25 protein-coding genes and 1 pseudogene are annotated in these 20067 nt (G+C 47.2%); all 26 read left to right on the top strand.

All coding sequences use genetic code 11. The features are described 5' to 3' along the window. Positions 1-28: 28 nt before the first annotated feature. Positions 29-280: pseudogene (locus E3D81_RS17635) on the top strand (DNA cytosine methyltransferase); the annotation flags it as partial. Between the two features lie 459 nt (positions 281-739). Continuing rightward, on the top strand, positions 740-1039 hold the full coding sequence (locus tag E3D81_RS17475; protein WP_245153287.1) for a hypothetical protein: 300 nt from the start codon (positions 740-742) through the stop codon (positions 1037-1039). Further along, positions 1036-1446, top strand: coding sequence for a plasmid mobilization relaxosome protein MobC (locus E3D81_RS05190; protein ID WP_134776682.1), 411 nt, complete (start codon positions 1036-1038; stop codon positions 1444-1446). The genes E3D81_RS17475 and E3D81_RS05190 overlap by 4 nt, the downstream gene beginning before the upstream one ends. Next, on the top strand, positions 1443-2690 hold the full coding sequence (locus E3D81_RS05195; protein WP_134776683.1) for a relaxase/mobilization nuclease domain-containing protein: 1248 nt from the start codon (positions 1443-1445) through the stop codon (positions 2688-2690). The genes E3D81_RS05190 and E3D81_RS05195 overlap by 4 nt, the downstream gene beginning before the upstream one ends. A 38-nt stretch (positions 2691-2728) precedes the next feature. Further along, the gene (locus E3D81_RS05200) at positions 2729-3364 is read left to right on the top strand and encodes a ParA family protein (protein WP_134776684.1); all 636 of its coding nucleotides are present in this window, start codon (positions 2729-2731) and stop codon (positions 3362-3364) included. Continuing rightward, positions 3361-3708, top strand: coding sequence for a hypothetical protein (locus E3D81_RS05205; RefSeq protein ID WP_134776685.1), 348 nt, complete (start codon positions 3361-3363; stop codon positions 3706-3708). Before E3D81_RS05200 ends, E3D81_RS05205 begins: the two co-directional genes overlap by 4 nt. After that, positions 3705-4025, top strand: a complete 321-nt coding sequence (locus E3D81_RS05210) for a hypothetical protein (RefSeq protein ID WP_134776686.1) — start codon at positions 3705-3707, stop codon at positions 4023-4025. The genes E3D81_RS05205 and E3D81_RS05210 overlap by 4 nt, the downstream gene beginning before the upstream one ends. 8 nt (positions 4026-4033) lie before the next feature. Further along, the gene (locus E3D81_RS05215; RefSeq protein WP_134776687.1) at positions 4034-4339 is read left to right on the top strand and encodes a DUF4134 domain-containing protein; all 306 of its coding nucleotides are present in this window, start codon (positions 4034-4036) and stop codon (positions 4337-4339) included. 41 nt (positions 4340-4380) lie between these two features. Next, a complete protein-coding gene (locus tag E3D81_RS05220) occupies positions 4381-4689 on the top strand; it encodes a DUF4134 domain-containing protein (protein WP_003005532.1) in 309 nt (102 codons plus the stop codon). Continuing rightward, positions 4686-4997: a DUF4133 domain-containing protein gene (locus E3D81_RS05225; protein WP_134776688.1), complete on the top strand. Its 312-nt coding sequence runs from the start codon at positions 4686-4688 to the stop codon at positions 4995-4997. The genes E3D81_RS05220 and E3D81_RS05225 overlap by 4 nt, the downstream gene beginning before the upstream one ends. Beyond that, the gene (locus E3D81_RS05230; RefSeq protein ID WP_134776689.1) at positions 4969-7458 is read left to right on the top strand and encodes a TraG family conjugative transposon ATPase; all 2490 of its coding nucleotides are present in this window, start codon (positions 4969-4971) and stop codon (positions 7456-7458) included. The genes E3D81_RS05225 and E3D81_RS05230 overlap by 29 nt, the downstream gene beginning before the upstream one ends. After that, the gene (locus tag E3D81_RS05235) at positions 7455-8117 is read left to right on the top strand and encodes a hypothetical protein (protein WP_094256617.1); all 663 of its coding nucleotides are present in this window, start codon (positions 7455-7457) and stop codon (positions 8115-8117) included. The genes E3D81_RS05230 and E3D81_RS05235 overlap by 4 nt, the downstream gene beginning before the upstream one ends. Next, on the top strand, positions 8114-8773 hold the full coding sequence (locus E3D81_RS05240; protein ID WP_094256618.1) for a hypothetical protein: 660 nt from the start codon (positions 8114-8116) through the stop codon (positions 8771-8773). The genes E3D81_RS05235 and E3D81_RS05240 overlap by 4 nt, the downstream gene beginning before the upstream one ends. Beyond that, entirely contained in the window at positions 8770-9444 is a 675-nt protein-coding gene (locus E3D81_RS05245; protein WP_134776690.1) for a hypothetical protein, read from the top strand. Before E3D81_RS05240 ends, E3D81_RS05245 begins: the two co-directional genes overlap by 4 nt. Positions 9445-9446: 2 nt before the next feature. Next, complete coding sequence (locus E3D81_RS05250) at positions 9447-10235, top strand: hypothetical protein (RefSeq protein WP_134776691.1); 789 nt, start codon at positions 9447-9449, stop codon at positions 10233-10235. Positions 10236-10254: 19 nt separating this feature from the next. Further along, entirely contained in the window at positions 10255-11397 is a 1143-nt protein-coding gene (locus E3D81_RS05255) for a plasmid transfer protein (protein WP_245153288.1), read from the top strand. Between the two features lie 21 nt (positions 11398-11418). Next, positions 11419-12039 (top strand): conjugative transposon protein TraK, encoded by a 621-nt coding sequence (gene traK, locus E3D81_RS05260; protein ID WP_134776692.1) that lies wholly within the window; start codon positions 11419-11421, stop codon positions 12037-12039. Beyond that, a complete protein-coding gene (locus E3D81_RS05265; protein WP_094256622.1) occupies positions 12017-12457 on the top strand; it encodes a hypothetical protein in 441 nt (146 codons plus the stop codon). The genes traK and E3D81_RS05265 overlap by 23 nt, the downstream gene beginning before the upstream one ends. Positions 12458-12469: 12 nt before the next feature. Beyond that, entirely contained in the window at positions 12470-13630 is a 1161-nt protein-coding gene (gene traM / locus E3D81_RS05270) for a conjugative transposon protein TraM (protein WP_134776693.1), read from the top strand. A gap of 22 nt (positions 13631-13652) precedes the next feature. Then, positions 13653-14501: a conjugative transposon protein TraN gene (gene traN / locus E3D81_RS05275; RefSeq protein WP_134776694.1), complete on the top strand. Its 849-nt coding sequence runs from the start codon at positions 13653-13655 to the stop codon at positions 14499-14501. Positions 14502-14535: 34 nt separating this feature from the next. Further along, positions 14536-16572, top strand: a complete 2037-nt coding sequence (locus E3D81_RS05280; protein ID WP_134776695.1) for a type IV secretion system DNA-binding domain-containing protein — start codon at positions 14536-14538, stop codon at positions 16570-16572. A gap of 45 nt (positions 16573-16617) precedes the next feature. Continuing rightward, the gene (locus tag E3D81_RS05285; protein WP_134776696.1) at positions 16618-17127 is read left to right on the top strand and encodes a M23 family metallopeptidase; all 510 of its coding nucleotides are present in this window, start codon (positions 16618-16620) and stop codon (positions 17125-17127) included. Position 17128: 1 nt separating this feature from the next. Next, positions 17129-17287 (top strand): hypothetical protein, encoded by a 159-nt coding sequence (locus E3D81_RS17200; RefSeq protein ID WP_003005492.1) that lies wholly within the window; start codon positions 17129-17131, stop codon positions 17285-17287. After that, positions 17250-18503, top strand: coding sequence for an ArdC family protein (locus E3D81_RS05290; protein WP_245153289.1), 1254 nt, complete (start codon positions 17250-17252; stop codon positions 18501-18503). Before E3D81_RS17200 ends, E3D81_RS05290 begins: the two co-directional genes overlap by 38 nt. A 29-nt stretch (positions 18504-18532) precedes the next feature. After that, entirely contained in the window at positions 18533-19345 is an 813-nt protein-coding gene (locus E3D81_RS05295) for a DUF4099 domain-containing protein (protein WP_134776697.1), read from the top strand. An 89-nt stretch (positions 19346-19434) separates the two neighbouring features. Continuing rightward, on the top strand, positions 19435-19965 hold the full coding sequence (locus E3D81_RS05300) for a hypothetical protein (RefSeq protein ID WP_134776698.1): 531 nt from the start codon (positions 19435-19437) through the stop codon (positions 19963-19965). Positions 19966-20067 lie beyond the last annotated feature (102 nt).

Below are 20067 nucleotides of genomic sequence, written 5' to 3' on the forward strand. Positions count from 1 at the left end.
GGTAGCCTTTTTTCAGGCATCGGCGGTTTTGACATCGCCGCTTCATGGATGGGTTGGCAAAACATTTTCTCCTGCGAGAAAGACCCGTTCTGCCGAACCATTCTCAAACACTACCCCGCCAAATACTACACACTATGAAGACATCTACGATTTTAGGGCAACTCACTATCGAGGGCACATCGACATCATCAGCGGCGGGTTCCCCTGCCAGCCGTTCAGCCAAGCCGGACGGAGAAAGGGGGCGAAAGATAACCGTTACCTCTTCCCGGAGACTATCCGAATTATTAAGGAAGCACGACCGGAGTGGATCGTTCTTGAAAACGTTATTGGTCTGTTCACCATTCTCGAACCCGATAGTCTATCTGAAATGGAGATCAAAGCGATTGAGCTTTTTTGTCAGGACGGTGAACAACCTGCAACAAGCACCATCATCCGACTCCAACGACGAGTTATCGGAAGCATCATTTCAGAAATCGGAGCAGCAGGATATGTACTTCCGACACTAGAAGACGGCACGCCAGTCATTTTGTGTATTCCGGCTGCTGCCGTTGGCGCTCCACACCAACGGGATCGGGTTTGGTTTGTTGCCCACGCCAACCGCCACGGAGATAAGCAACATAAAAACGACAATCGAACAGGCAGAGGAAAGGCGACGGCTAAAGGACAGGAAGAACGAGAGAGGCAACGGTGGTCAGGTCTCCTTGACGGATTTTCTGGTGTACCACGCCCTGATCTCCCTGTGGAGCCCGGCAGAGGACTTAGCCGAGAGGATGCCCCAAGAAATACAGAAGCGTTTGCTGAAAGTACTACCAACAGCGGAGCAGATCGATGGCACGAAATTCCCCTATTGACGGGATGGCCAACTGAATCCCCGTTTTGTGGCCGAGATGATGGGCTTTCCGAAAGACTGGACAGAGTTACCTTTCCGACATGGCGTGCCGAAAGCATAAAAGCCTACGGAAATGCCATCGTTCCGCAGGTCGCCCTTGAAATATTCAGGGCGATACAGTCCGTCACCCTCAACCAAAAAGCACCATGAAGAACAGCATAAAAAAGAGGAAGCCCGCATCCCATGAACAACGATCCCGACGTTTTGAACTTCGGTTGAGCGAAGCAGAACGCACGCAGTTTCTTGATCTTGAAAAAGCACTTGGTCTAAGCCGTGCGGACATCGTGCGTATCCGGGTACTCCAACATTCCAAAAAGATGCTGGTCAATACCGCCGAAATCATGAAACTACTGGACAGTATCGGTACAGAGATCGGCCGATCCGGCAACAACATCAACCAATTGGCAAAACACGCCAATACCCTGCAACAACAGGGAATGTTACACTCCGCGCTGATCCGTGACCTTGCGCCATTGCTAACAGAATATATCAGATTGCAACGGAGGTTGGAACAGTCCATTCGGCAGCTCATCAGGCTTATAAGGGGGCAGACATGATCGTCAAGATACTCGACCCGTCCACTACGTTCAAAGGGGTGCGCTACAATACGAACAAAGTGGACAAGGATAAGGGCGAACTGATGAAAGTGGCAAATTTCGGTGCTTTGCAAGCCCTGCAAAATCTCCGTCCAAAAGATTACGTCAATTATCTGGAAGCCCAATCCGCAGCCAGTAGCCGCACGAAATACCCACAGCTCCACGCGGTCATTTCCTGCAAAGGGCGTTCGCATAGCAAAGAAGAACTAACCACCATCGCAGAGCAATGGTTGAGCGGTATGGGCTACGGTGAACAACCCTATCTCTTGGTATTCCATAAGGATACGGCAAACAATCACATTCATATCGTCTCCACACGGGTAGGCCGAGACGGCAAAAAGATAAACGACAGTTTTGAGAAAATCCGTGCCTACGAAGTGTTAAACCGTGTCGTTGGCGTGGACGAAAAGCAACAAGCCAATAAGGACATCGAAAAGGCTCTGCATTATAGTTTCTCTACACGGGCGCAATTCATGATGGTGCTTGAAGCGCAGGGTTATTCCCTCAAACTGTCAGATGGGAAATATCAGATCAGCCGTTACGGCAAAAGACAAGGCACGGTTTCTTTGGAACAAGTGGACACCAAAATTGGTACTTTCAGCAAAGACATTAATCGGTTGGCACAGCTCCAGGCTGTCTTTGCTAAGTATCAAAGCCAATACGATCCGGCGGTGGTTCACACTCCGGCTCCACTTCCCGGCAATAGGTCATCCGCACCATCGGGCTATACGTCAGCAATGGCACAAATGCTATCGGACAAATTCGGAGTACAGATCATATTCCACGGTAAGGACGGGAAACCGCCATACGGCTACACCGTGATAGACCATTCGAGGAAGATGGTCTACAAGGGCAAAGACCTCATGCCATTGGCTGAATTTATCGCACCATCGGAAGATAGACCCAAAATATCGCCTAAAGCGGATATAACGAAACCTACTCTAAAGGGGCGTGTATTCCGGCCCGAAGAAACAATCACCGAAAACGGTTATGTGCAATCAGCCAAAGACGACTTCGCAGAACCGAACGAAAAAGAACGGAAATCGACATCCGAAGAAACCACCATAGTTGCCGATTATGTACATGGAACAGCCGAGCAATGGATACCGAATATCCAGATCGATATTTCCGACGACATCGACGACGAGGCGATCCACGGGCGCAACCGTAGACGTAAGCGCAAAGCCCGGACGAATACCCGTTGACGCCCCCTTATCAACAACACCATTAAACCCCACGCACTATGCTCATACTTATAGGAAACCAAAAAGGCGGAGCGGGAAAAAGCACGCTCACCCTGCTGCTCGCCAACTACCTGACCCAGCAACGAGAACGGCGGGTTACGGTGCTCGATATGGACTATCAGCAATCACTTTCCGCTAAAGCCGAGAAAGCAAAGATTCTGGAAAATGAACCGCTGTACGAAATCGTTCCAGCCGACCTCAGCCATTTTCCGGCAATGCAACGGAAATTGGGAAAAGCACGGAATGAAATTGTACTGATAGACCTGCCGGGCAAGATGGACGACGACGGGTTGATACCCATATTCGCCGCCGCCGATGCGGTGCTCTGTCCGTTTGCCTTTGACGAATTTTCCGTGGATTCGACATTGCTGTTTGCAATGGTCATCAGCAAGATCAACAAGAGAGCGCCCCTCATTTTTGTACCGAACCGTATCAAGAACACCGTCAAATACGAAACCCGGACGGAAGTCGAAAAGGTACTGCGAGGATTTGGCACGGTCGCCCTCGGTCTGCCAGATCGCATAGACTTCCAGCGGATAAATACGTTCCAGACACCGATCATCCTGTATCCCGTTGTGCTACCGCTCTTAGACCTAATCTATGAACAATACATTGCTAAGGAGGAACCATCATGAGCGGAATAAAAAGCCTTGCCGATGAGCTTCGGGATTCCATGCGGAAAGGGAAACCGCCACAGGCAAAAGAAATCCCCACGGAACAGCCCCCAAAGGATACGCCAAAGAAAAAAGCGGAAACGTTGGAACACTTATTTGACAGTATCCTAAACCATGAACTGACCGGACGGGAAAGATTATTGATCCGTTTGGACGACAAGACCCTTTTCCTGCTCAAACAACTGAAAGTTGCCAAAGGCATCGATATGAACAAGATCATCGCCTACAGCCTGCACCTGTTTCTAAAAACCCATCCCGAAATTTCCCGATACATCAAAGAACACATTAAAACCCTTGATCTATGAACTGGACACAATTCCTGCTCGGCGTTATCGCCGTCTATGGCATCTACTATGCCCTAAACGTACTGTATGATCTGTTTATCCATCGCCGTGCTCCGACTACGAGCGATGGAGGAAACGAATTGGTATTCGATGAAGATTCATCGCCCGAAAGGGTTATTTCCGAACCATCCAAAGTAGCACGAGAACCGATAGTAAAAGACGGAAAATCCGTTATCTCGTCAGGCCCCCTGCAATCCACGGGAGGCATAACCATAAAGGAACTTGTTTCGCTCGCACAAAATAACGTAATCGAGTACACCAAAGCCATCCCTTACTAAATCCAATTATGCGATCCATCCGTTTTTTGACAGTATTCCTTACTGTCATTTTTTTTGCACTGTACGCCACCGCCCAGCCCGGCCTTGCCGAGTTTCGGGAAGTGCGTAAGGAAGTCAATACTTGGTATTACAACTTCTCTGACCTTGCCTTTGTCATCGGTGCTGTATGCGGACTGCTCGGAGGACTACGGGTGTACAGCAATTGGCAATCCGGCAAGCATCACATCGATGCGCAGGTCATGGGGTGGTTCTTTTCCTGCCTGTTCCTGTCGCTCGTCGGCGCCGCACTAAAAGCCTTGTTCGGGGTGAACTAATAGCCCAATCATTTTTCATTCACTTTTTATCCATTATCTCTATGACAGTAAACACTAAAAAACTGTTTGCCGTGGCCGCGCTTTCATTGTCAGCGGTCCAATCAACATTCGCACAAGGCGGTACAGTAGGTATCGATGCCGCCACATCATCGCTTACCAGCTACGTCGATCCGATTTCAACCCTCATTCTCGCCATTGGCGCGGTCGTCGGTTTGATAGGGGGGATACGGGTGTACATCAAGTGGAACAGCGGAGATCAGGACATCAATAAAGAGTTGATGTCGTGGGGCGGTTCCTGCCTATTCTTGGTACTCGTGTCAGTAGTCATCAAAGCGTTTTTCGGCGTATGACACACGGGCGTTATCCTATTTATAAGGGGCTTCAAAAGCCCCTTATCTACCGAGGTTTCAAGGGAAAATTTATCTATTGGGGCATAGGTTCCCTTATCGGCGGTCTGGCTATCGGCGGACTTATCGGCGCACTAACCAATCTCTTTCTCGGTGGTTTCGCAACCCTTGCCCTGATGGGTGCAGGACTTGCCTATACATTCATGAAACAAAGTGACGGTCTCCATGACAAAACCCGCCACCGAGGTGCATTTATCCATCCTGCCCATTTATCGATCAGCTATGAAAACAGAGAGAAAGACAACCTTTGAAATGCCCTATGTGGGTATTGACCATTATCAAGGAATGTCGGTACTGTACGGCGACCGTGGTGATTTTTCAGTCGTTATGCGATTGACCAATCCCGTCTTACAGTATGGCGCCGATCCCGAAGCCTATACCGTTTTCCAACAAGTCTTGCTGAACGTCATCAAGATACTTGGCGAGGGGCATATCATCCAAAAACACGACGTATTTATCAAACGGAAATACCGCCCCAAACCCGCATCCGAATTTTTGGAACAGAAATACCAGGAACATTTTGAGGATCGGGAATACACCGAAATCAGAACCTACCTGACCGTGACCCGTCAGGTCAAAAAAGGGGCGTTCTATACCTATGACAAAAAAGTGCTGGTCACTTTTGGACAGAATATGGCCAAAGTCCATGACCTGCTTTTGGGCGCTGCCCTTAACCCCTCATATCTTACGGAAGCCGAAATAAACCGCTTTGTAAACAGGGTGCTCGGAATGGAGTTTGAGCAACCCCACATCACATTGGACAATCTCCGCTGCGAAGACCGTCAATTGCAAATAGGTGACCGAGCCGTTCGCTGTATCAGTATGGTCAACACCGATTCGGTTGACCTGCCCGAAAAGGTCGGATCGTTCACCGCCAGAACCGAAACAAACGGTATGCGTGATTTTCCGGTAGACAACCTTTTTTTCCTGCACCATGTTCCGGGTTACCGCACCATTATCTATAACCAGCTATTGGAGATACCCAGCCAACAGATCACGCTCGGTAAACTTGAAGTAAAGCGTAAAAGGCATTCGAGTGTACCCGATCCGGCCAACCTCATGTGCGTAGAAGACATTGATCGATTGCTTGTAGACGTGGCCCGTGATAATCAACTATTGGTACACGCGCATTACTCCATGATCGTATGTGCCGATACGGACAAGATCGACAAGACGGCCAATTTTATTGAAGCCGCACTTTTCCAACAGGGGATCATTCCCTCACGCAATGCTTACAACCAATTGGAGCTGTTCCGTTGTGCCTTACCGGGTGTTGGCGTGGAGCTGAAAAAATACGATTGGTTCCTAACGACCGCCGATGCCGCCCTTTGTTTCTTTTTCAAGGAACGGCTACCGACCGACGAACCATCGGAATTTCTGTTAAGGTTTACCGACCGTCAAGGTGTGCCCGTGGCGATAGACCCGTCGGACCTCGTTATGAGGACAGGCCGTATAAAAAATCGCAATCGCTTCGTTTTAGGGGCATCGGGTACGGGTAAAAGTTATGCCATAAATACGATCTGTCAGCAATACCTGCAATACAACATGGACGTGGTGATTGTGGACGTGGGGCATTCCTATTCCGGTCTTTGCAGTACCTATGGTGGCAAGTACATTACCTATTCGGAAGAAAAGCCCATTACGATGAACCCCTTTGCGATCAGCGAGGAAGAATACAACATTGAGAAAAAGGATTTTTTGATAACGTTGATCTGCCTACTCTGGAAAGGTGCAGAGGGTACGGTTACCACCGTGGAGCGAGATGTAATCTCCAATGTTATTTCAGCCTATTACGCCCATTATTTTGATAAGGCCACCGAAAACCGTATAGACAAACTGGACTTTAATTCCTTTTATGAATTTGCCGTTCGGAAAATCCCCGATATAAGAAATGAAGAAAGCATAGCTTTTGACGTAGAGGAATTTCGGTTTGTACTAAAGAAGTTTTATCGAGGGGGTGAATATGAAGCCATACTGAACGAAGATGCTGACCAATCACTGTTCAACGAGCAATTCATAGTCTATGAAATTGACAATATACAGAATAATAAAACGCTCCTGCCGATTGTCACGCTCATAATCATGGATCTGTTCGTACAAAAGATGCGCCACCGGAAGAACCGCCGAAAAACGCTGATCTTGGAGGAAGCATGGCGGGCCATTTCGTCGCCCATGATGGCGAATTTCCTTTTATACCTAAACAAAACCGTACGGAAGTTCTGGGGCGAAATCATCGAAGTGACACAGGAGATCAACGACATCATCGGCAACCCCATCATCAAAGACAGCATCATAAACAATTCGGACACCATCATCCTGTTGCAACAGAACGAAGCCGATTTTAGAAAGGTCGCCGAATTGCTTTCCATCAACGAAGCAGAACAGAAGAAGATTTTCACGATCAACCGTCTGGACAATAAAGACGGACGTGCCCGTTTCAACGAGTTCTATATCCGGCGTGGAAACGTCGGGGAAGTTTACGGCGTAGAAGTCAGCATTTACCACCACTTGGCGTTCACGACCGAAAAGCCCGAAAAAAGTGCCGTAGAGATTTACGCCAAACATCATGGCAGCTACCCAGCCGCCTTAACGGCGTTCGTGTCCGACATGGAAAAAAGCGGTCTTGCATTGGGCGATTTTGTGCAAAAGGTAAACCAAAATAATGCACCTGTTGAAACATCAAGAGAATACTTTAAACCCGATTTTACATGAGACGATTTATTGCAATAACGATCCTGTCCTTTGCTGTTTTCTATGCAAGAGGTCAGATTTACATAGACCCCGCCGTGGCAGCCGCAACGGGTGTCCATGCAGGGATCATGAACAGCCAGCTCAACAATGTGAACGACAACCTCACGCTTATCCAACGCGGACAGATGGCGGTAACAGGCCAGCTCCTGATCGTGAACGATTTACAGGATAAGATTTACAAGGGATTGAGCGAAGTATCCGGCGTTGTCCGTTCCCTGCTGACCGTAAAGGACATTGCCAATATTTCCCTTGACATCGTTAACGACGTGGAAAAAGCAATGAACATAGCAAGGGGAAATCCAGTACTCCTGCTATTTGCCGAAGCGGGCGCACGGGAATTTAAGACACGGGCGACCAATCTGTCTGCCGAAGTCAGCGCCTTTGTACTGAAAGGCGGAAAGGACAACCTAATGGATTCGGGGGAAAGGGCAAAACTGCTCAACCGGATACGTACGGAATTGACCATCCTGCGAGGCGTAGCCTTTGGGATGCACCGAAGTATGTATTGGGCAAAACAACGCGGTATCCTTAACTCCCTTAATCCATACGCAGGTTTTATCAATATCGACAAACAGATTGCCGATGACATTATCCGTAATTCAAGATTGCTCAAACGATGAGATACATTATCCCAACCCTATTGCTTTTGGTCATCACTTTGACCAGAGCAAATGCACAGCTCAACGTTGAATTGCTCCATCAATTGGTCGAACACAGCAAAGATGAATACGACCGCCAGATCACCGCAAGAAACCGCCAGGCCATTACTTCGGCTAACGAGGAAGTAAACAGAGAAGAAACCTCAAAACTCAAAACCCGTTATCGGCAGTTGCACAGCCGTTTCCAGACCCTCGGTATGGCATTGCAGGGGCTTAGCATGGGGCTTGAATCCGCACCTATCGTTACCGAGATCATAAACCAACAAAAAAGGATTATAGGCATTGTTTCCGCACATCCCGAATTTCTATTGCTCGCCATCGATGCAGAAAAGGATATGGCAGAAAAAGCCGTGCAATTGGCACGCTACCTCACCGGGCTTTTTATCAGTATCGGCGACCTCAACCAGATGAAAGCAAGTGACAGGAGAATACTGTACGGACACGTCCTGCAGGAGCTTCGGGCAATAGCCGGAGCATCACGGGGGCTTGCGGTTACCATGTACTATTCAACACGCAAAAAGCTACTTGATTCCCTAAATCCGTTTTCGGGCTACATCAATGAGGACAAGCGCATAGTTGATAATATTTTAAGGCAATTGGAGGAATTTAAGCCATGAAAAAACAACTCATAATCCTGTTTTTTATCTGTCTTTCAACGTTGACTTTCGGACAAAGCTATGTGACCATTATCTATGATGCCAAGCATCTTGCCATCGTAAACGAGAACGGTGCGATCAGATTGGCTTCTGAACAGACCCATAACAATATGCTGGGTAATATCCGAGGACGGATCGACGACATCAATGTTAACCTTTCTTCCGTGGTGCTGGTCCAAAACATGATTCACCGATCATTGACCGAAGTGGATCGGGCTTTGAAGTCCGGCCGCTCTGCGCTCCATATTTCAAGGCTCGTTCAGGACATTGCCACGCACAGCACAAAAATGCTGGAAACCGCCAAAGGAGAACCGTGGTTGTTGCTCTTTGCCGAAGATGTTGCCCGACAGCTCAAAGACAGGGGAATAAACCTTGCTGCCGAAGTCTCCGATTTTGTTCTCCAAGAGGGAAAAAACGTATTGATGGACTACGAAAAAAGAGATCACCTCATGCGGAAAATCATTTTGGAACTAAAAGTTATACGGGCATTGGTATTCAGTATGGAAAGATCAATGTATTGGGCAAAAATCAACGGTGTACTGAAAACGGCAAACCCTTACCGCAATTTCATCAACATGGACAAACGCAAAGCGGACGAGATCATACGAAACTATTATCTACTAAAGGACTGAACATGAAAAAAATATTTATCACCGGCTTACTGCTGTACCTGTTTTCCATCACCGGAACGATGGCACAGAATGTGAAGCGACAGACCGACAAACATATCGTGCATCAACAGGAGCGCATGGTTCATAAGCAATGGGATCGAAAGAAGTTTACACCGACAAGTGGTTTTCTTGGCCTAAACTATCAATATTGGCTCACCTGGGCGTGGCATCCCAATTACCCCAAGACCGACCACCGTCCGTTGAGCGGTACAGGTCCGCAAACCCTGCGCATGGGTATGGTAATGGCCATGCAACAGACAGACGAAGCGTATAAAAAACATGCGGATACCATCCGAAACGTAGCGGTGACCGAAGCCCTCAATTATTCCGGTATGGTCACGGATGCAGACCCTTTATGGCTTCTTTATTACCGCAGGGAATTTGGAAATCTGATCGATGATACGGACACCGATCCGCTCGCCGGACTTTCACCGGACGTCGGTGATTATTTGAGGAACAAAGGTTTATTGGAATGGTACAACGAAGAACGTGCAGAATTGAAAGAACGGTTGGAAGCGACCCGAACGACCACGCTTGACCGTGGTAGCCGCATCATGGTTTATCATCGTTTACTTGCGGAACACCGGAAACTACTGTCCGCATGGGAAGCAAAAAAGAACTATGCCAACAAATTCCTTTTATTGAGCAAAAGCCGTGACCGTCTGCAAAGTGAGAACCCCGATCTGCCGGAGTTTGCAACGGATCGTTCCGATGTACAGATTGCAGAGGACATCCTAAAAAGAACCAAATAACGAAAAAGAAAATCACGATATGGACTTTATAAACATGACGGGGCTAATGCCCCGTTTTTTATTGCAGGGAAATCCTGTAAATGTGCCGGACTCTTTTAAAGACACGTTCAACTTTTTGCAAGGGAACGGTGTCTATGAGGAGGGTGTAATGCACTTTCTCAAAGGCATGAAAAACACGATATGGACACACTTCGACACGTTCATAACCGATGCACAGGCCCTTGCTGCCATTTTCATGCTCATATTCTTTGCCATCAAATCCTACGAAATGATGGCGGGCGACAAGAAAATGGAAATCATGCCGTTATTGCGCCCGTTCGGGCTGGTGATGGTCATCATCTGGTGGGGAACATTTACCCGCGTACTTGCGTATCCGACGGACATTGTGGCCGCCAAGACAGAAAGCCTGTTTGACAGCGGACAGATCGAAGTAAACAACCTGCGCCTACAACGGGCAAAACTCATGGTCGATGTTGCCGATCAGCTGACCACGATACAGGCCGAGACCGAGGTTGCCGAAAAAGAAGCGGATACGTGGTACGGACAGGCTTGGGATGCGGTCACTTCAACCGTAAAGGAGGGGTTTTCGACCGTATGGAATACGGTTACCCAGATCAGGAACAGGATGCAGGTAGGTTTTCAGCTACTGATGACCTATACATTGGAAACGTTGGCGGTTTGGATACTGCGTATTTGCGTTTACATTATATTCATTATCCAGATCATCTATTCGACCGTCCTAATCATATTGGGCCCCTTTTCCGTCGCCGTAAGTATCCTGCCCGCCTTTAGGGATTCCTTTGGTACATGGATAGCCCGGTTTATCAGCGTAAACCTGTATTCGGGGATTGCCTACCTCGTCATGCACATAGCGAGCCTGTTTCAACAATATGCGATGGAAGCCGAGATTACCCGGTATCAACAGCTCCTTGACAGCACGGGCGACACGATGGAGAAAATGGGCTGGTTTGCGGGCAACGGACTTTTAAGTTTTGGCATCGTCATCGTGACGTTTCTGATCGGAGGATTGACCATGCTCACCGTGCCGAGTATCAGCACATGGATCGTATCGACAAGTGGCATCACTTCGGCCGCAAGCACAATGGGGCGTGGAGCATCCAATATGGGCCGTGCCGCAAGAAAGATAATCGCCAAGTTCTAACCCCTCTAAACACGTAATGCTATGATAATAAAAAATATTGAAGCCAAGATCAGGCTTGCCACCGTTATTGCCGGGGCAAGTCTGATTGCCGCCGTGCTCATGGTGATGACAGTATCTTTTTTTGCCTACAAACAGGTAGGTAATGCACGTAAATCCGTGTATATACTTGACGCTAACAACGTTCCCATGTCCGCAAGTCAAACCGATGTTGAAGTAAACAGACCCATCGAGTACCGTACACATATCAGCCTTTTCCATTCACTATTTTTTACGCTCGCACCGGACGATAAATTCATCGAATACCAGATGCGAAAAGCCATGTACTTAATCGATGAATCCGGTGCATTGCAGTACAACAACCTGCGGGAAAAGGGATTTTTCAATTCCATACTGTCATCCAGTTCCGTCCTCACCATCCAGACCGATTCCATCCATGTCGATCCGGTGAAAAAGTATTTCCGCTACTATGGTAAACAGACCATAGATCGGCGTAGCTCGACGGTGATACGCACATTGGTCACGGAGGGCTATTTGCGAGACCTTGATGTGCGTACGGAGAACAATGGTCACGGTATATTGATAACCCGATGGAAAACGCTCGAAAACAAAGACATCAGCTATGTTCAAAAAAATAACTTCTAACCGCCCGCCCGACACAACGGTGTGGACAGCATTTTACAGGGAGTTTGGCAAGTATATCGATGGAAGCATCGCACGTTCCAAACGGTTCCTTGAAGCCCGGCCACGTACGGTATTTTTTGCAATGGTGGTAAGCATCCTCGTTTCCGTTGGATGCTTTCTTTTTCTCCCAAAAGAAATACCGCAAAAAGACACCGCACAGCTTTCCGTACAACAACCCTTAATGGACGGAATGGGCGGTATTGTCACGACCGTTTCAGCTCTAAAGGAACTGCTGGAAATCCGTACCATCCTCGACAGTCTGATGGAAAAAGAAAACTTGGACAGCTCCGACAGCCTGCTAATGGAAAGAGCCATCGACAGGATGCAAATCCTCGAAAAAAGATTGGCCGAAGCAAACAAACACCACAATTCACCTTAATACAATCCAAATATGAAGATTAATTTCAGACAACCGCGCTATGTGCTACCCCTCATAGTGTTGCCCTTTCTATGCCTGTTCTTCTATGTCTATCGGACAGGTTTTGCAAAGGATGAAGCTCCCCAGCAAGAGGGCGATCCTTTGCAGGGACAGATTGCCGATGTATCGGAGGACGTCAAGAACCGTGCGCTATCCGACAAACTTGCCGCCTATCGTGAGCAGTACCGCCGTGGTGACGGCTATACGGCAATAGGCCAGTTACAGGAAGAAAGAGCCGAACAATTCCGTTTTGATGAACTGTACAACGAAGAAGAAAAGCGAAGACTTGATTCCATCGAGCGGGCGCTCAAAAACGGGCGACCTGTTTCCACTAATGGAGATTCGGGAAACGACGACGGAGACAGGGCCTTGCAACAGGCCCTTTCGTCATTACAGCGAAAACCCGAACCAATCAGAGAGACGCCGGATAAAACTGATCCGATGGAACTTTTCCGTAGGCAGATGGCTTATGCGGACAGTATGGCAAGAGCGAACGACCCCGAGCAGCAGGCTGCCCGCAAGGAACGTGAACGCATGGAAGAGGCAAAAAGAGAAATCGAAAATCAGCCCCGCTTGTCTGTTTCCAAATACGGTACAGATCAAGGAACGTTCAACACCATTCGCGCCGAAAGCGACAACACTTTCATACAAGCCATCGTTGACGAAAATATAACAGGTTATGCCGATTCCCGCTTGCGAATACGGTTAATGGATGACCTATTGGTCGGCCCGCACGTGGTCAGGAAAGGCACACACGTCTTTGCAAAAATTTCGGGTTTTTCGGGACAACGGGTGCTGCTTACGATTACTTCCATTATGCAGGGGAACAATATATTGCCCGTCCAACTGGAAGTCTATGACAATGACGGCTCACCCGGACTGTACGTGCCCGCTTCGGCATTTAGGGAGTTTAGCCGGGAGCTCGGCGGTAACACCACACAGGGAATTACCCTGCAACAACAGGCCGAGAACAACAGCCAATTGGTCATGAGTGCCATCCAGCGGATGTTCCAATCCACAACGACAGCCGTGTCAAAGCATATTCGGAAGAACAGGGCCAAACTGAAATACAATACGATGGTGTACCTCATCGATCCGCAGGCACTCCGCCAAAGCCAACAGAATTACAAATAGTAAAACCATTTAAGATTTCACCATGAAAAAGAAACATCATTTTCTAATCCTTTTCCTTTTGTGCTGTATCGGATATTCCGCCCATAGTCAACAAGCTACGGAAACCCGGTTGGGAATACTTCCCGAATTAAGCCTGCACCGTGGCCATACGGTGCATATCCTTTCACCCGAACCTATCCAATACGTTGACATCGCTTCGCATCATGTATCGGGCGACCTACCCCTTGAAAATGTACTACGTATCAAATTGCACGAGGATACCACACAAACCGAATACCTCGATTACGAGCTTGGAACAGTTACCATTGTCGGCGATAAATTCGTGGCACAATACCGTCTGACGGCCCCATTGTGGATGAACGATACGAGTATTCCGGCGATGTTGGAAATCAAACCGGAGCACACCCGTCCTTTGGAAATTTCGGAGATCGGGTTGAGCCGTAGCCAGATGAAAAACCTTGCACTTGGTCTGCTTACAAAAAACGTCCATAAGCCTGTACGGAGTACGAGGGATTACGGTGTAGGTATTGCGCTTAACAGCATTAGTACATTGGGCGATTATATCTTTCTTGACGTATCGTTTACCAATACATCAAACCTTTCTTACAATGTAGACGAACTCCGGTTTTTCATTGAAGATAAGAAGATCACCAAAGCAACCAACGTGCAGACCGTTGAAATCAAACCCCTATGGCAATACCAGCCCCTTGCCGAATTTAAGAAAAGACACCGTAACGTGTTCGTGCTGAAAAAGGCAACTTTTCCCGGAAGTAAGGTACTTCGGGTAACACTTACCGAAAAACAGATTTCAGGCCGTACAATAAACCTAAAGATAAAGTACGGAGATATATTGAAAGCCGACACCTTTTAGGTCGGCTTTATCTAACCTCTAATAACAGATACTTATGGAAGAAACCAAAGAGCAACAGGGGCTTTACCGTTCCCTGCAATTTGGCATATACCTGTCCGTTGTCCTTGAAGTCTTTTTGTTTTTCTATGTAGACAGGTTTTTCTTGACGGGAACAGCCCCTAACAGTTTGCTACTGTTTGTGGAAAGACTTTCGAGAGTGCCATTTTATGACGAATTGATAAACAGCAAGCTGTTTACACTTGTGCTAATCTGTCTGGTCTCCGTCGGAACGTTAAGCCGAAAGAAAAAAGACCTCAATCCCAAGACCCAGATCGTATATCCTTTGGCATTGGGGATGCTTATCCTTTTTTCGGGCTTGTGGTTGCAAGGGCGTGAAGCCGTACCTATATGGGGACAAGTTAATTGGTATGACCTTGCCTATATCACGAGTGCTTTTGCCGGAGCCATTTTGGTACACGTTGCAATGGACAATGTGTCTAAGATTATCAGCTCCAACCTGGGTAAGGATCGCTGGAACGTCGAAGAAGAATCATTTATGCAACCAACCAAACCTGTGATAAATCCTTACTCGATAAACATCCCGACACTGTTCTATTATAAAGGGAAAGTCCGCAAAGGTTTTCTATCCATCGAAAACATTTTTAGGGGCCTAATTCTGTGCGGAGTTCCGGGAAGTGGAAAATCGTTTGGGGTCATTGCGCCAATCATCCGGCAAATGCTGGCCAATTCTTTCACGTTAGCACTTTATGATCTGAAATACCCCGATCTTGGCAAGATAGCCTATTACCATTATCTGCTTGCCAAGCAGAACGGTCGTTGCAGGGATTACCGTTTCCATGTTATCAATCTCAACGACCCCGCAAAGAGCAGACGGGTAAACCCATTGAAAAGGGCTTATCTCAACACCCTTGCCGATGCTTCGGAAACGGCCGAAGCACTTGTTGAAGCCTTGAAAAAGGGAGACAAAAGCGGTGGTAGTGACCAATTTTTTACGCAGTCCGCCATCAATTTCCTTGCCGCCTGCATCTTCTTTTTCAGTAGGTACAAAGATGGCCGTTATTCCAGCCTGCCCCATGTGCTTGCCTTTCTTAATCTGTCGTATGAACAGATTTTTACGGTGCTGTTCAGCAACGGAGAGCTTAGTTCCCTTTTATCGCCATTCATGTCCGCCTACAAAGCAAAGGCATTTGACCAACTTGAAGGACAAGTCGGAACGCTCAAAATCTTTATCAGCCGAATGGCCACCAAAGAAACGTTTTGGGTTTTCGGTGCGGATGATTTTGAGCTTCAAGTCAGTAACCCCAAGCACCCCGGTGTTTTGGTGCTCGCCAATGACCCCCGTACCCAGAGCATTAACTCCGCTTGCCTGTCAGTGGTACTTAATCGGGTTACGAAACTTATCAATACGAAAGGCAATTTACCTATCGGTTTAGTGGTGGATGAGGCCCCCAGCCTGTATATTCACCGTGTAGACCTACTCGTGGCACAGAGCAGATCAAATTTTTCTGGGGTCGTTTTGGGGCTTCAGGAGTTGCCTATGTTACGCCAACAATACGGCAAGGAAACAGCGGAGGTCATCACGTCCATCATGGGCAATGTACTGTCTGGTTCAGTCAGGAGCAAAGAAACTTTGGAGTGGTTGGAGCGTCTGTTTGGTAAAGTCAAACAGACGGGGGAAAGTCTAAGCATCGACCGTACGAGAACCTCGCTATCCTTGAATGAAAAACTCGAACCGCTGATTCCTGCCGGAAAGATAGCATCGCTAAAAGCTGGTGAAATTGTTGGCATCCTTGCCCGTGATACGGTAGACACCTATACGGGCAAATACCAGACTTCGGCGGTTAATTGTCGTGTCAATCTGGACATGGAAGCCATCAAAAAAGAAGAAGCGAATTATCGGGAACTACCAACCTATTATGACTTCAGTGATCGAAAAGAAGAAATCCTATTGGACAATTTTTTCCGCATCAACAGAGAAGTTGAGGAAATAGTTGAACAGTTTATTCCTGCCCAAGACAATGTTCAAATTCCCGTACCAACCGAGACGACGGAATACAGCAAAAGAAAATAGTCAATCGACTTTTTAAGGGAGTTAACTCCTACAAATCACAACATCATGAACAACACTCGACGTTCTGCATATCTGCGGATTAGATTTTTTTTCGGTTGGTTGGTGCTTATTCCCTTTATGCTTTGTGGACAAGGCATAGATTACAGTCCTCCATTAGACAAGCTAAAGGTCACATCGCCATTCGGATACCGTGTCCACCCGATCAGCGGTAAGGCTTCACACCACAGCGGTGTTGACTTTGCCGCCCGTTCCGATCCTGTATTTAATGTACTTAATGGTTATGTCAAAGCAACAGGAAGACATAAAGCACTCGGCAAGTACATACGGATAGTACACGGTGAAGTAGAAACCATTTACGGACACCTTTCCCATATACTCGTTTCATCGGGTGATACGGTAATAGCGGGGCAACCTATCGCTATAACCGGAAGCACGGGCAGGGTGACAGGAGAACACCTGCATTTTTCGGTGAAATTCAACGGTAAATTCCTTGACCCCTTGAAATTCCTACGCAGGTTAAGAGAACAATTAGACCAATCCTTAAACATGGAATAATATGGACTATCATTTAAGATCACTGCAGCAAAAACTAAGTGTTCTGGCCAGTGGTGAAGACATTGGTCTGACCCCAGCGGAAGCCGCCATTTATGGCGTGGAATACGCAGACGAATGGCCAGATGACGAATCCCCGGAGGTGGATGAAGATGAGCAGTAAAAATTCTAAATCCCTGCATGAAATAGTTGCGGAGAATATCATCAAGAAACTCGAACAAGGTACAGCACCGTGGCAGAAGCCGTGGAATAGCAATAGCCCAGCTTTTGAATTACCATATAATGCAATTACGGGCAACCGTTACAAAGGTATCAACAGCCTGTCGCTGTTATCGTCAGATCGAGAAGACCCGCGTTGGATGACGTTCAATCAGGCTTCGACAAACGGTTGGAAAGTACGAAAGGGAGAAAAAGCATCCCTGATCCAATTTGTCAAGCCCCATGAACTTGTGACCAAAAGAGACGAGCAGGGCAAACCAATTTTGGACGAACAGGGTAAGCCCGTAAAAGCTAAGGTAGGTCTTGACAGGGCAATCATCACCACTGCTTGGGTGTTCAATGCGGAACAGATCAATGGCATCGAACCTTTGGTGAAATCCGAAGCAAAGCAATTCCAATGGGATTCTATCCAAAGAGCAGAAAACATCATTCAGGCTTCGGGAGCAGATATAACCCATAAAACAGGTAACCGAGCGTATTACAGTCCGGCACTCGACAGTATCACCATGCCTTTGCGTGAACAATTCGATGCACCAGATAAGTATTATTCCACCGTGCTCCATGAGCTCGGTCACTGGACGGGCCATAAAGACCGTCTGGACAGAAGCATGGTTGACAGTTTTGGAACAGAGGGCTATGCCCGCGAAGAACTTCGTGCCGAAATCGCTTCGATGCTTATCGGTCAGGAACTCAACATTGGCCATGATCCCGTCCAGCACATTGCCTACGTGGACAGTTGGATACAGATATTGCGTGACACACCTTTTGAAATACACGCTGCCGCCGCCGATGCGGAAAAAATTCTTAATTATCTATTGGCATTTGAGCAAAAAAGAGAGATCAAGGCCGCTGCCAATGTTCAGGCAGAGGTACAGGGCGAAGCAAGACCACAAAGGACAAAAGAAAGCCGCCTTTCTATAGGTGATGAAATTGCCTATAACAATACCGTCTACAAAGTGCAAGGTCATCTGAAACGTGGCCGTATGCGTGTGGAAGACCTGACTACCGGAAATATTTTCCCACTATCGAGAACTGACGGGCTGTATGGTTCCCTGCTACACGCCAAGCAGAACCCTAACAGTATCAAGCCAAGTGAAGACCTGCACCGCCCGGTACAAGCCGAAATTGAGGCTGTTGCCGCCTATGGCATCAGAAGATAAAAATTATAAAACTTAACAACAATTACATCATGAAATATCCTATCAACGAAAACGAAATGCCCCTAAACGAACTTGAAAAATTGGGGCTTTACAAAGACGGAGGGTTCAGCATCAATCCGGAGAATATCGATGCCCTGCTTGCAGGGAGAAGAACCGATATGTTGAGCATGGCAGGTCTGAACATCGATGGGTTTGCCATCCGTCAATTGGATGCAAAGTTATCCCTTAGCCGAAATACAGATGGCACAGTACAGCTAAACATACATCCCATATATCGTGAACCACAATGGCATCCATTGTTGAGTGATGACGAGGAAAAAGCCCTGATCGCAGGAGAAAAACACGTGGTAAGCAAGGAACAGGAGATTGACGGAAACAAAAAGAAGAAAGTCATCATTGAATATGACGACTTGACAAGGGAGTTTGTGGCGTATGAACCCGACGAAGTGCAGGCCCCCATCCGAGTAAATGGCGAAGAACTTTCGGAAAAGCAACAGGAGGCTTTCCGTAACGGTGAAGTAGTGGAACTCAAAGACGGAACCAAAATCCAACATTCGACAACAGACAATAAGGGTATCCGTTCAGACCGGAAACGGCTTATCCTATCCGTGCTATTAGACGGTGGTATATCTTACTTAGTTTTCCGAGGTATCAATAACCTAAAAGGTAGGATTGAACCGCAGAGCGAGGGATATAGCGAGGGATATAACCGTGCATTGACCGACATGATGATGGCCGATAAAAAACAAAAACACGGTAACGAGAAAACCGTTCAAGACCTTGTGCAAAATCTTCGTGATAAGCAAGAAAGCAGAGGTTACGGACGTACCGTTGCGAGGTAGTGGTATTTCTCCAATTAAAGCCCGAAGTACGGAACTTCTTTGCACCTTATATCCACGTTGTCGAGGATAAAATTCTGTTTCCTTATACATTGGAAAATCAGATTATAGCCCAAGAGCATTGGAGTGAAAACGGTGTCCGTATTCCGGTCTGTAAAGGTATGTGGTTGGTGACGGACAGCTTGCCTATATCTGTCACCCATCTTTTTATCGGTCATTCTGCAAGCGATATATTGTGCTTTTGCCATTATTACCCTAATTGGGTTAATTCACCTTGTTTGAGCGCATTTGTTTCATTGGGTTTGTTGCCAACAAAAGAACAGTTTACGTGGCTAAAATCCCTTTTCACCAATGCAAAAATACATACTGTATTTGATGGGGGAATAAGCGGGCGTGTAGCCGATTGTAAAGTGGCAACGTGGCAGATCGGCAAGAGTGCAAGGTTTAGTCTTGCTGGTGACCACGGAGAATTTTATTACAACAAAAAGAAGTACCGTATTCCGGTCAATATTTTTTCATTGAGCCGTTTTGAAAAATTATCCGGTATCCGTTCGGGTATCCGAACACATAAACCAAAAGCGCCATTTGAAACGTTCTATCAATCCTTTACGAACGTGGGCTAATCTCAACCAGCCCACCGAAACCCCTGATCCTTTATTGGGTCAGGGGTTTTTGTCGTATTTAATCTATTTGTTATAAAAACATATCATTTTCGGAGATATTTT

Origin of the sequence: Sphingobacterium sp. CZ-2, assembly GCF_004526235.1 — a bacterium.
In the GTDB taxonomy this organism is placed as follows: domain Bacteria; phylum Bacteroidota; class Bacteroidia; order Sphingobacteriales; family Sphingobacteriaceae; genus Sphingobacterium; species Sphingobacterium tenebrionis.

What these genes read in the sequence shown, in the direction of transcription:
- E3D81_RS05210 (WP_134776686.1), top strand. Translation starts at nt 3,705, where the DNA reads ATGAACTGGACACAATTCCTGCTCGGCGTTATCGCCGTCTATGGCATC.
- E3D81_RS05195 (WP_134776683.1), top strand. Translation starts at nt 1,443, where the DNA reads ATGATCGTCAAGATACTCGACCCGTCCACTACGTTCAAAGGGGTGCGC.
- traN (WP_134776694.1), top strand. Translation starts at nt 13,653, where the DNA reads ATGAAAAAGAAACATCATTTTCTAATCCTTTTCCTTTTGTGCTGTATC.
- E3D81_RS05250 (WP_134776691.1), top strand. Translation starts at nt 9,447, where the DNA reads ATGAAAAAAATATTTATCACCGGCTTACTGCTGTACCTGTTTTCCATC.
- E3D81_RS05295 (WP_134776697.1), top strand. Translation starts at nt 18,533, where the DNA reads ATGAAATATCCTATCAACGAAAACGAAATGCCCCTAAACGAACTTGAA.
- E3D81_RS05225 (WP_134776688.1), top strand. Translation starts at nt 4,686, where the DNA reads ATGACACACGGGCGTTATCCTATTTATAAGGGGCTTCAAAAGCCCCTT.
- E3D81_RS05255 (WP_245153288.1), top strand. Translation starts at nt 10,255, where the DNA reads ATGGACTTTATAAACATGACGGGGCTAATGCCCCGTTTTTTATTGCAG.
- traK (WP_134776692.1), top strand. Translation starts at nt 11,419, where the DNA reads ATGATAATAAAAAATATTGAAGCCAAGATCAGGCTTGCCACCGTTATT.
- E3D81_RS05200 (WP_134776684.1), top strand. Translation starts at nt 2,729, where the DNA reads ATGCTCATACTTATAGGAAACCAAAAAGGCGGAGCGGGAAAAAGCACG.
- E3D81_RS17200 (WP_003005492.1), top strand. Translation starts at nt 17,129, where the DNA reads ATGGACTATCATTTAAGATCACTGCAGCAAAAACTAAGTGTTCTGGCC.
- E3D81_RS05205 (WP_134776685.1), top strand. Translation starts at nt 3,361, where the DNA reads ATGAGCGGAATAAAAAGCCTTGCCGATGAGCTTCGGGATTCCATGCGG.
- E3D81_RS05245 (WP_134776690.1), top strand. Translation starts at nt 8,770, where the DNA reads ATGAAAAAACAACTCATAATCCTGTTTTTTATCTGTCTTTCAACGTTG.
- E3D81_RS05190 (WP_134776682.1), top strand. Translation starts at nt 1,036, where the DNA reads ATGAAGAACAGCATAAAAAAGAGGAAGCCCGCATCCCATGAACAACGA.
- E3D81_RS05290 (WP_245153289.1), top strand. Translation starts at nt 17,250, where the DNA reads ATGACGAATCCCCGGAGGTGGATGAAGATGAGCAGTAAAAATTCTAAA.
- E3D81_RS05235 (WP_094256617.1), top strand. Translation starts at nt 7,455, where the DNA reads ATGAGACGATTTATTGCAATAACGATCCTGTCCTTTGCTGTTTTCTAT.
- E3D81_RS05220 (WP_003005532.1), top strand. Translation starts at nt 4,381, where the DNA reads ATGACAGTAAACACTAAAAAACTGTTTGCCGTGGCCGCGCTTTCATTG.
- traM (WP_134776693.1), top strand. Translation starts at nt 12,470, where the DNA reads ATGAAGATTAATTTCAGACAACCGCGCTATGTGCTACCCCTCATAGTG.
- E3D81_RS05265 (WP_094256622.1), top strand. Translation starts at nt 12,017, where the DNA reads ATGTTCAAAAAAATAACTTCTAACCGCCCGCCCGACACAACGGTGTGG.
- E3D81_RS05230 (WP_134776689.1), top strand. Translation starts at nt 4,969, where the DNA reads ATGAAAACAGAGAGAAAGACAACCTTTGAAATGCCCTATGTGGGTATT.
- E3D81_RS05285 (WP_134776696.1), top strand. Translation starts at nt 16,618, where the DNA reads ATGAACAACACTCGACGTTCTGCATATCTGCGGATTAGATTTTTTTTC.
- E3D81_RS05280 (WP_134776695.1), top strand. Translation starts at nt 14,536, where the DNA reads ATGGAAGAAACCAAAGAGCAACAGGGGCTTTACCGTTCCCTGCAATTT.
- E3D81_RS05240 (WP_094256618.1), top strand. Translation starts at nt 8,114, where the DNA reads ATGAGATACATTATCCCAACCCTATTGCTTTTGGTCATCACTTTGACC.
- E3D81_RS05215 (WP_134776687.1), top strand. Translation starts at nt 4,034, where the DNA reads ATGCGATCCATCCGTTTTTTGACAGTATTCCTTACTGTCATTTTTTTT.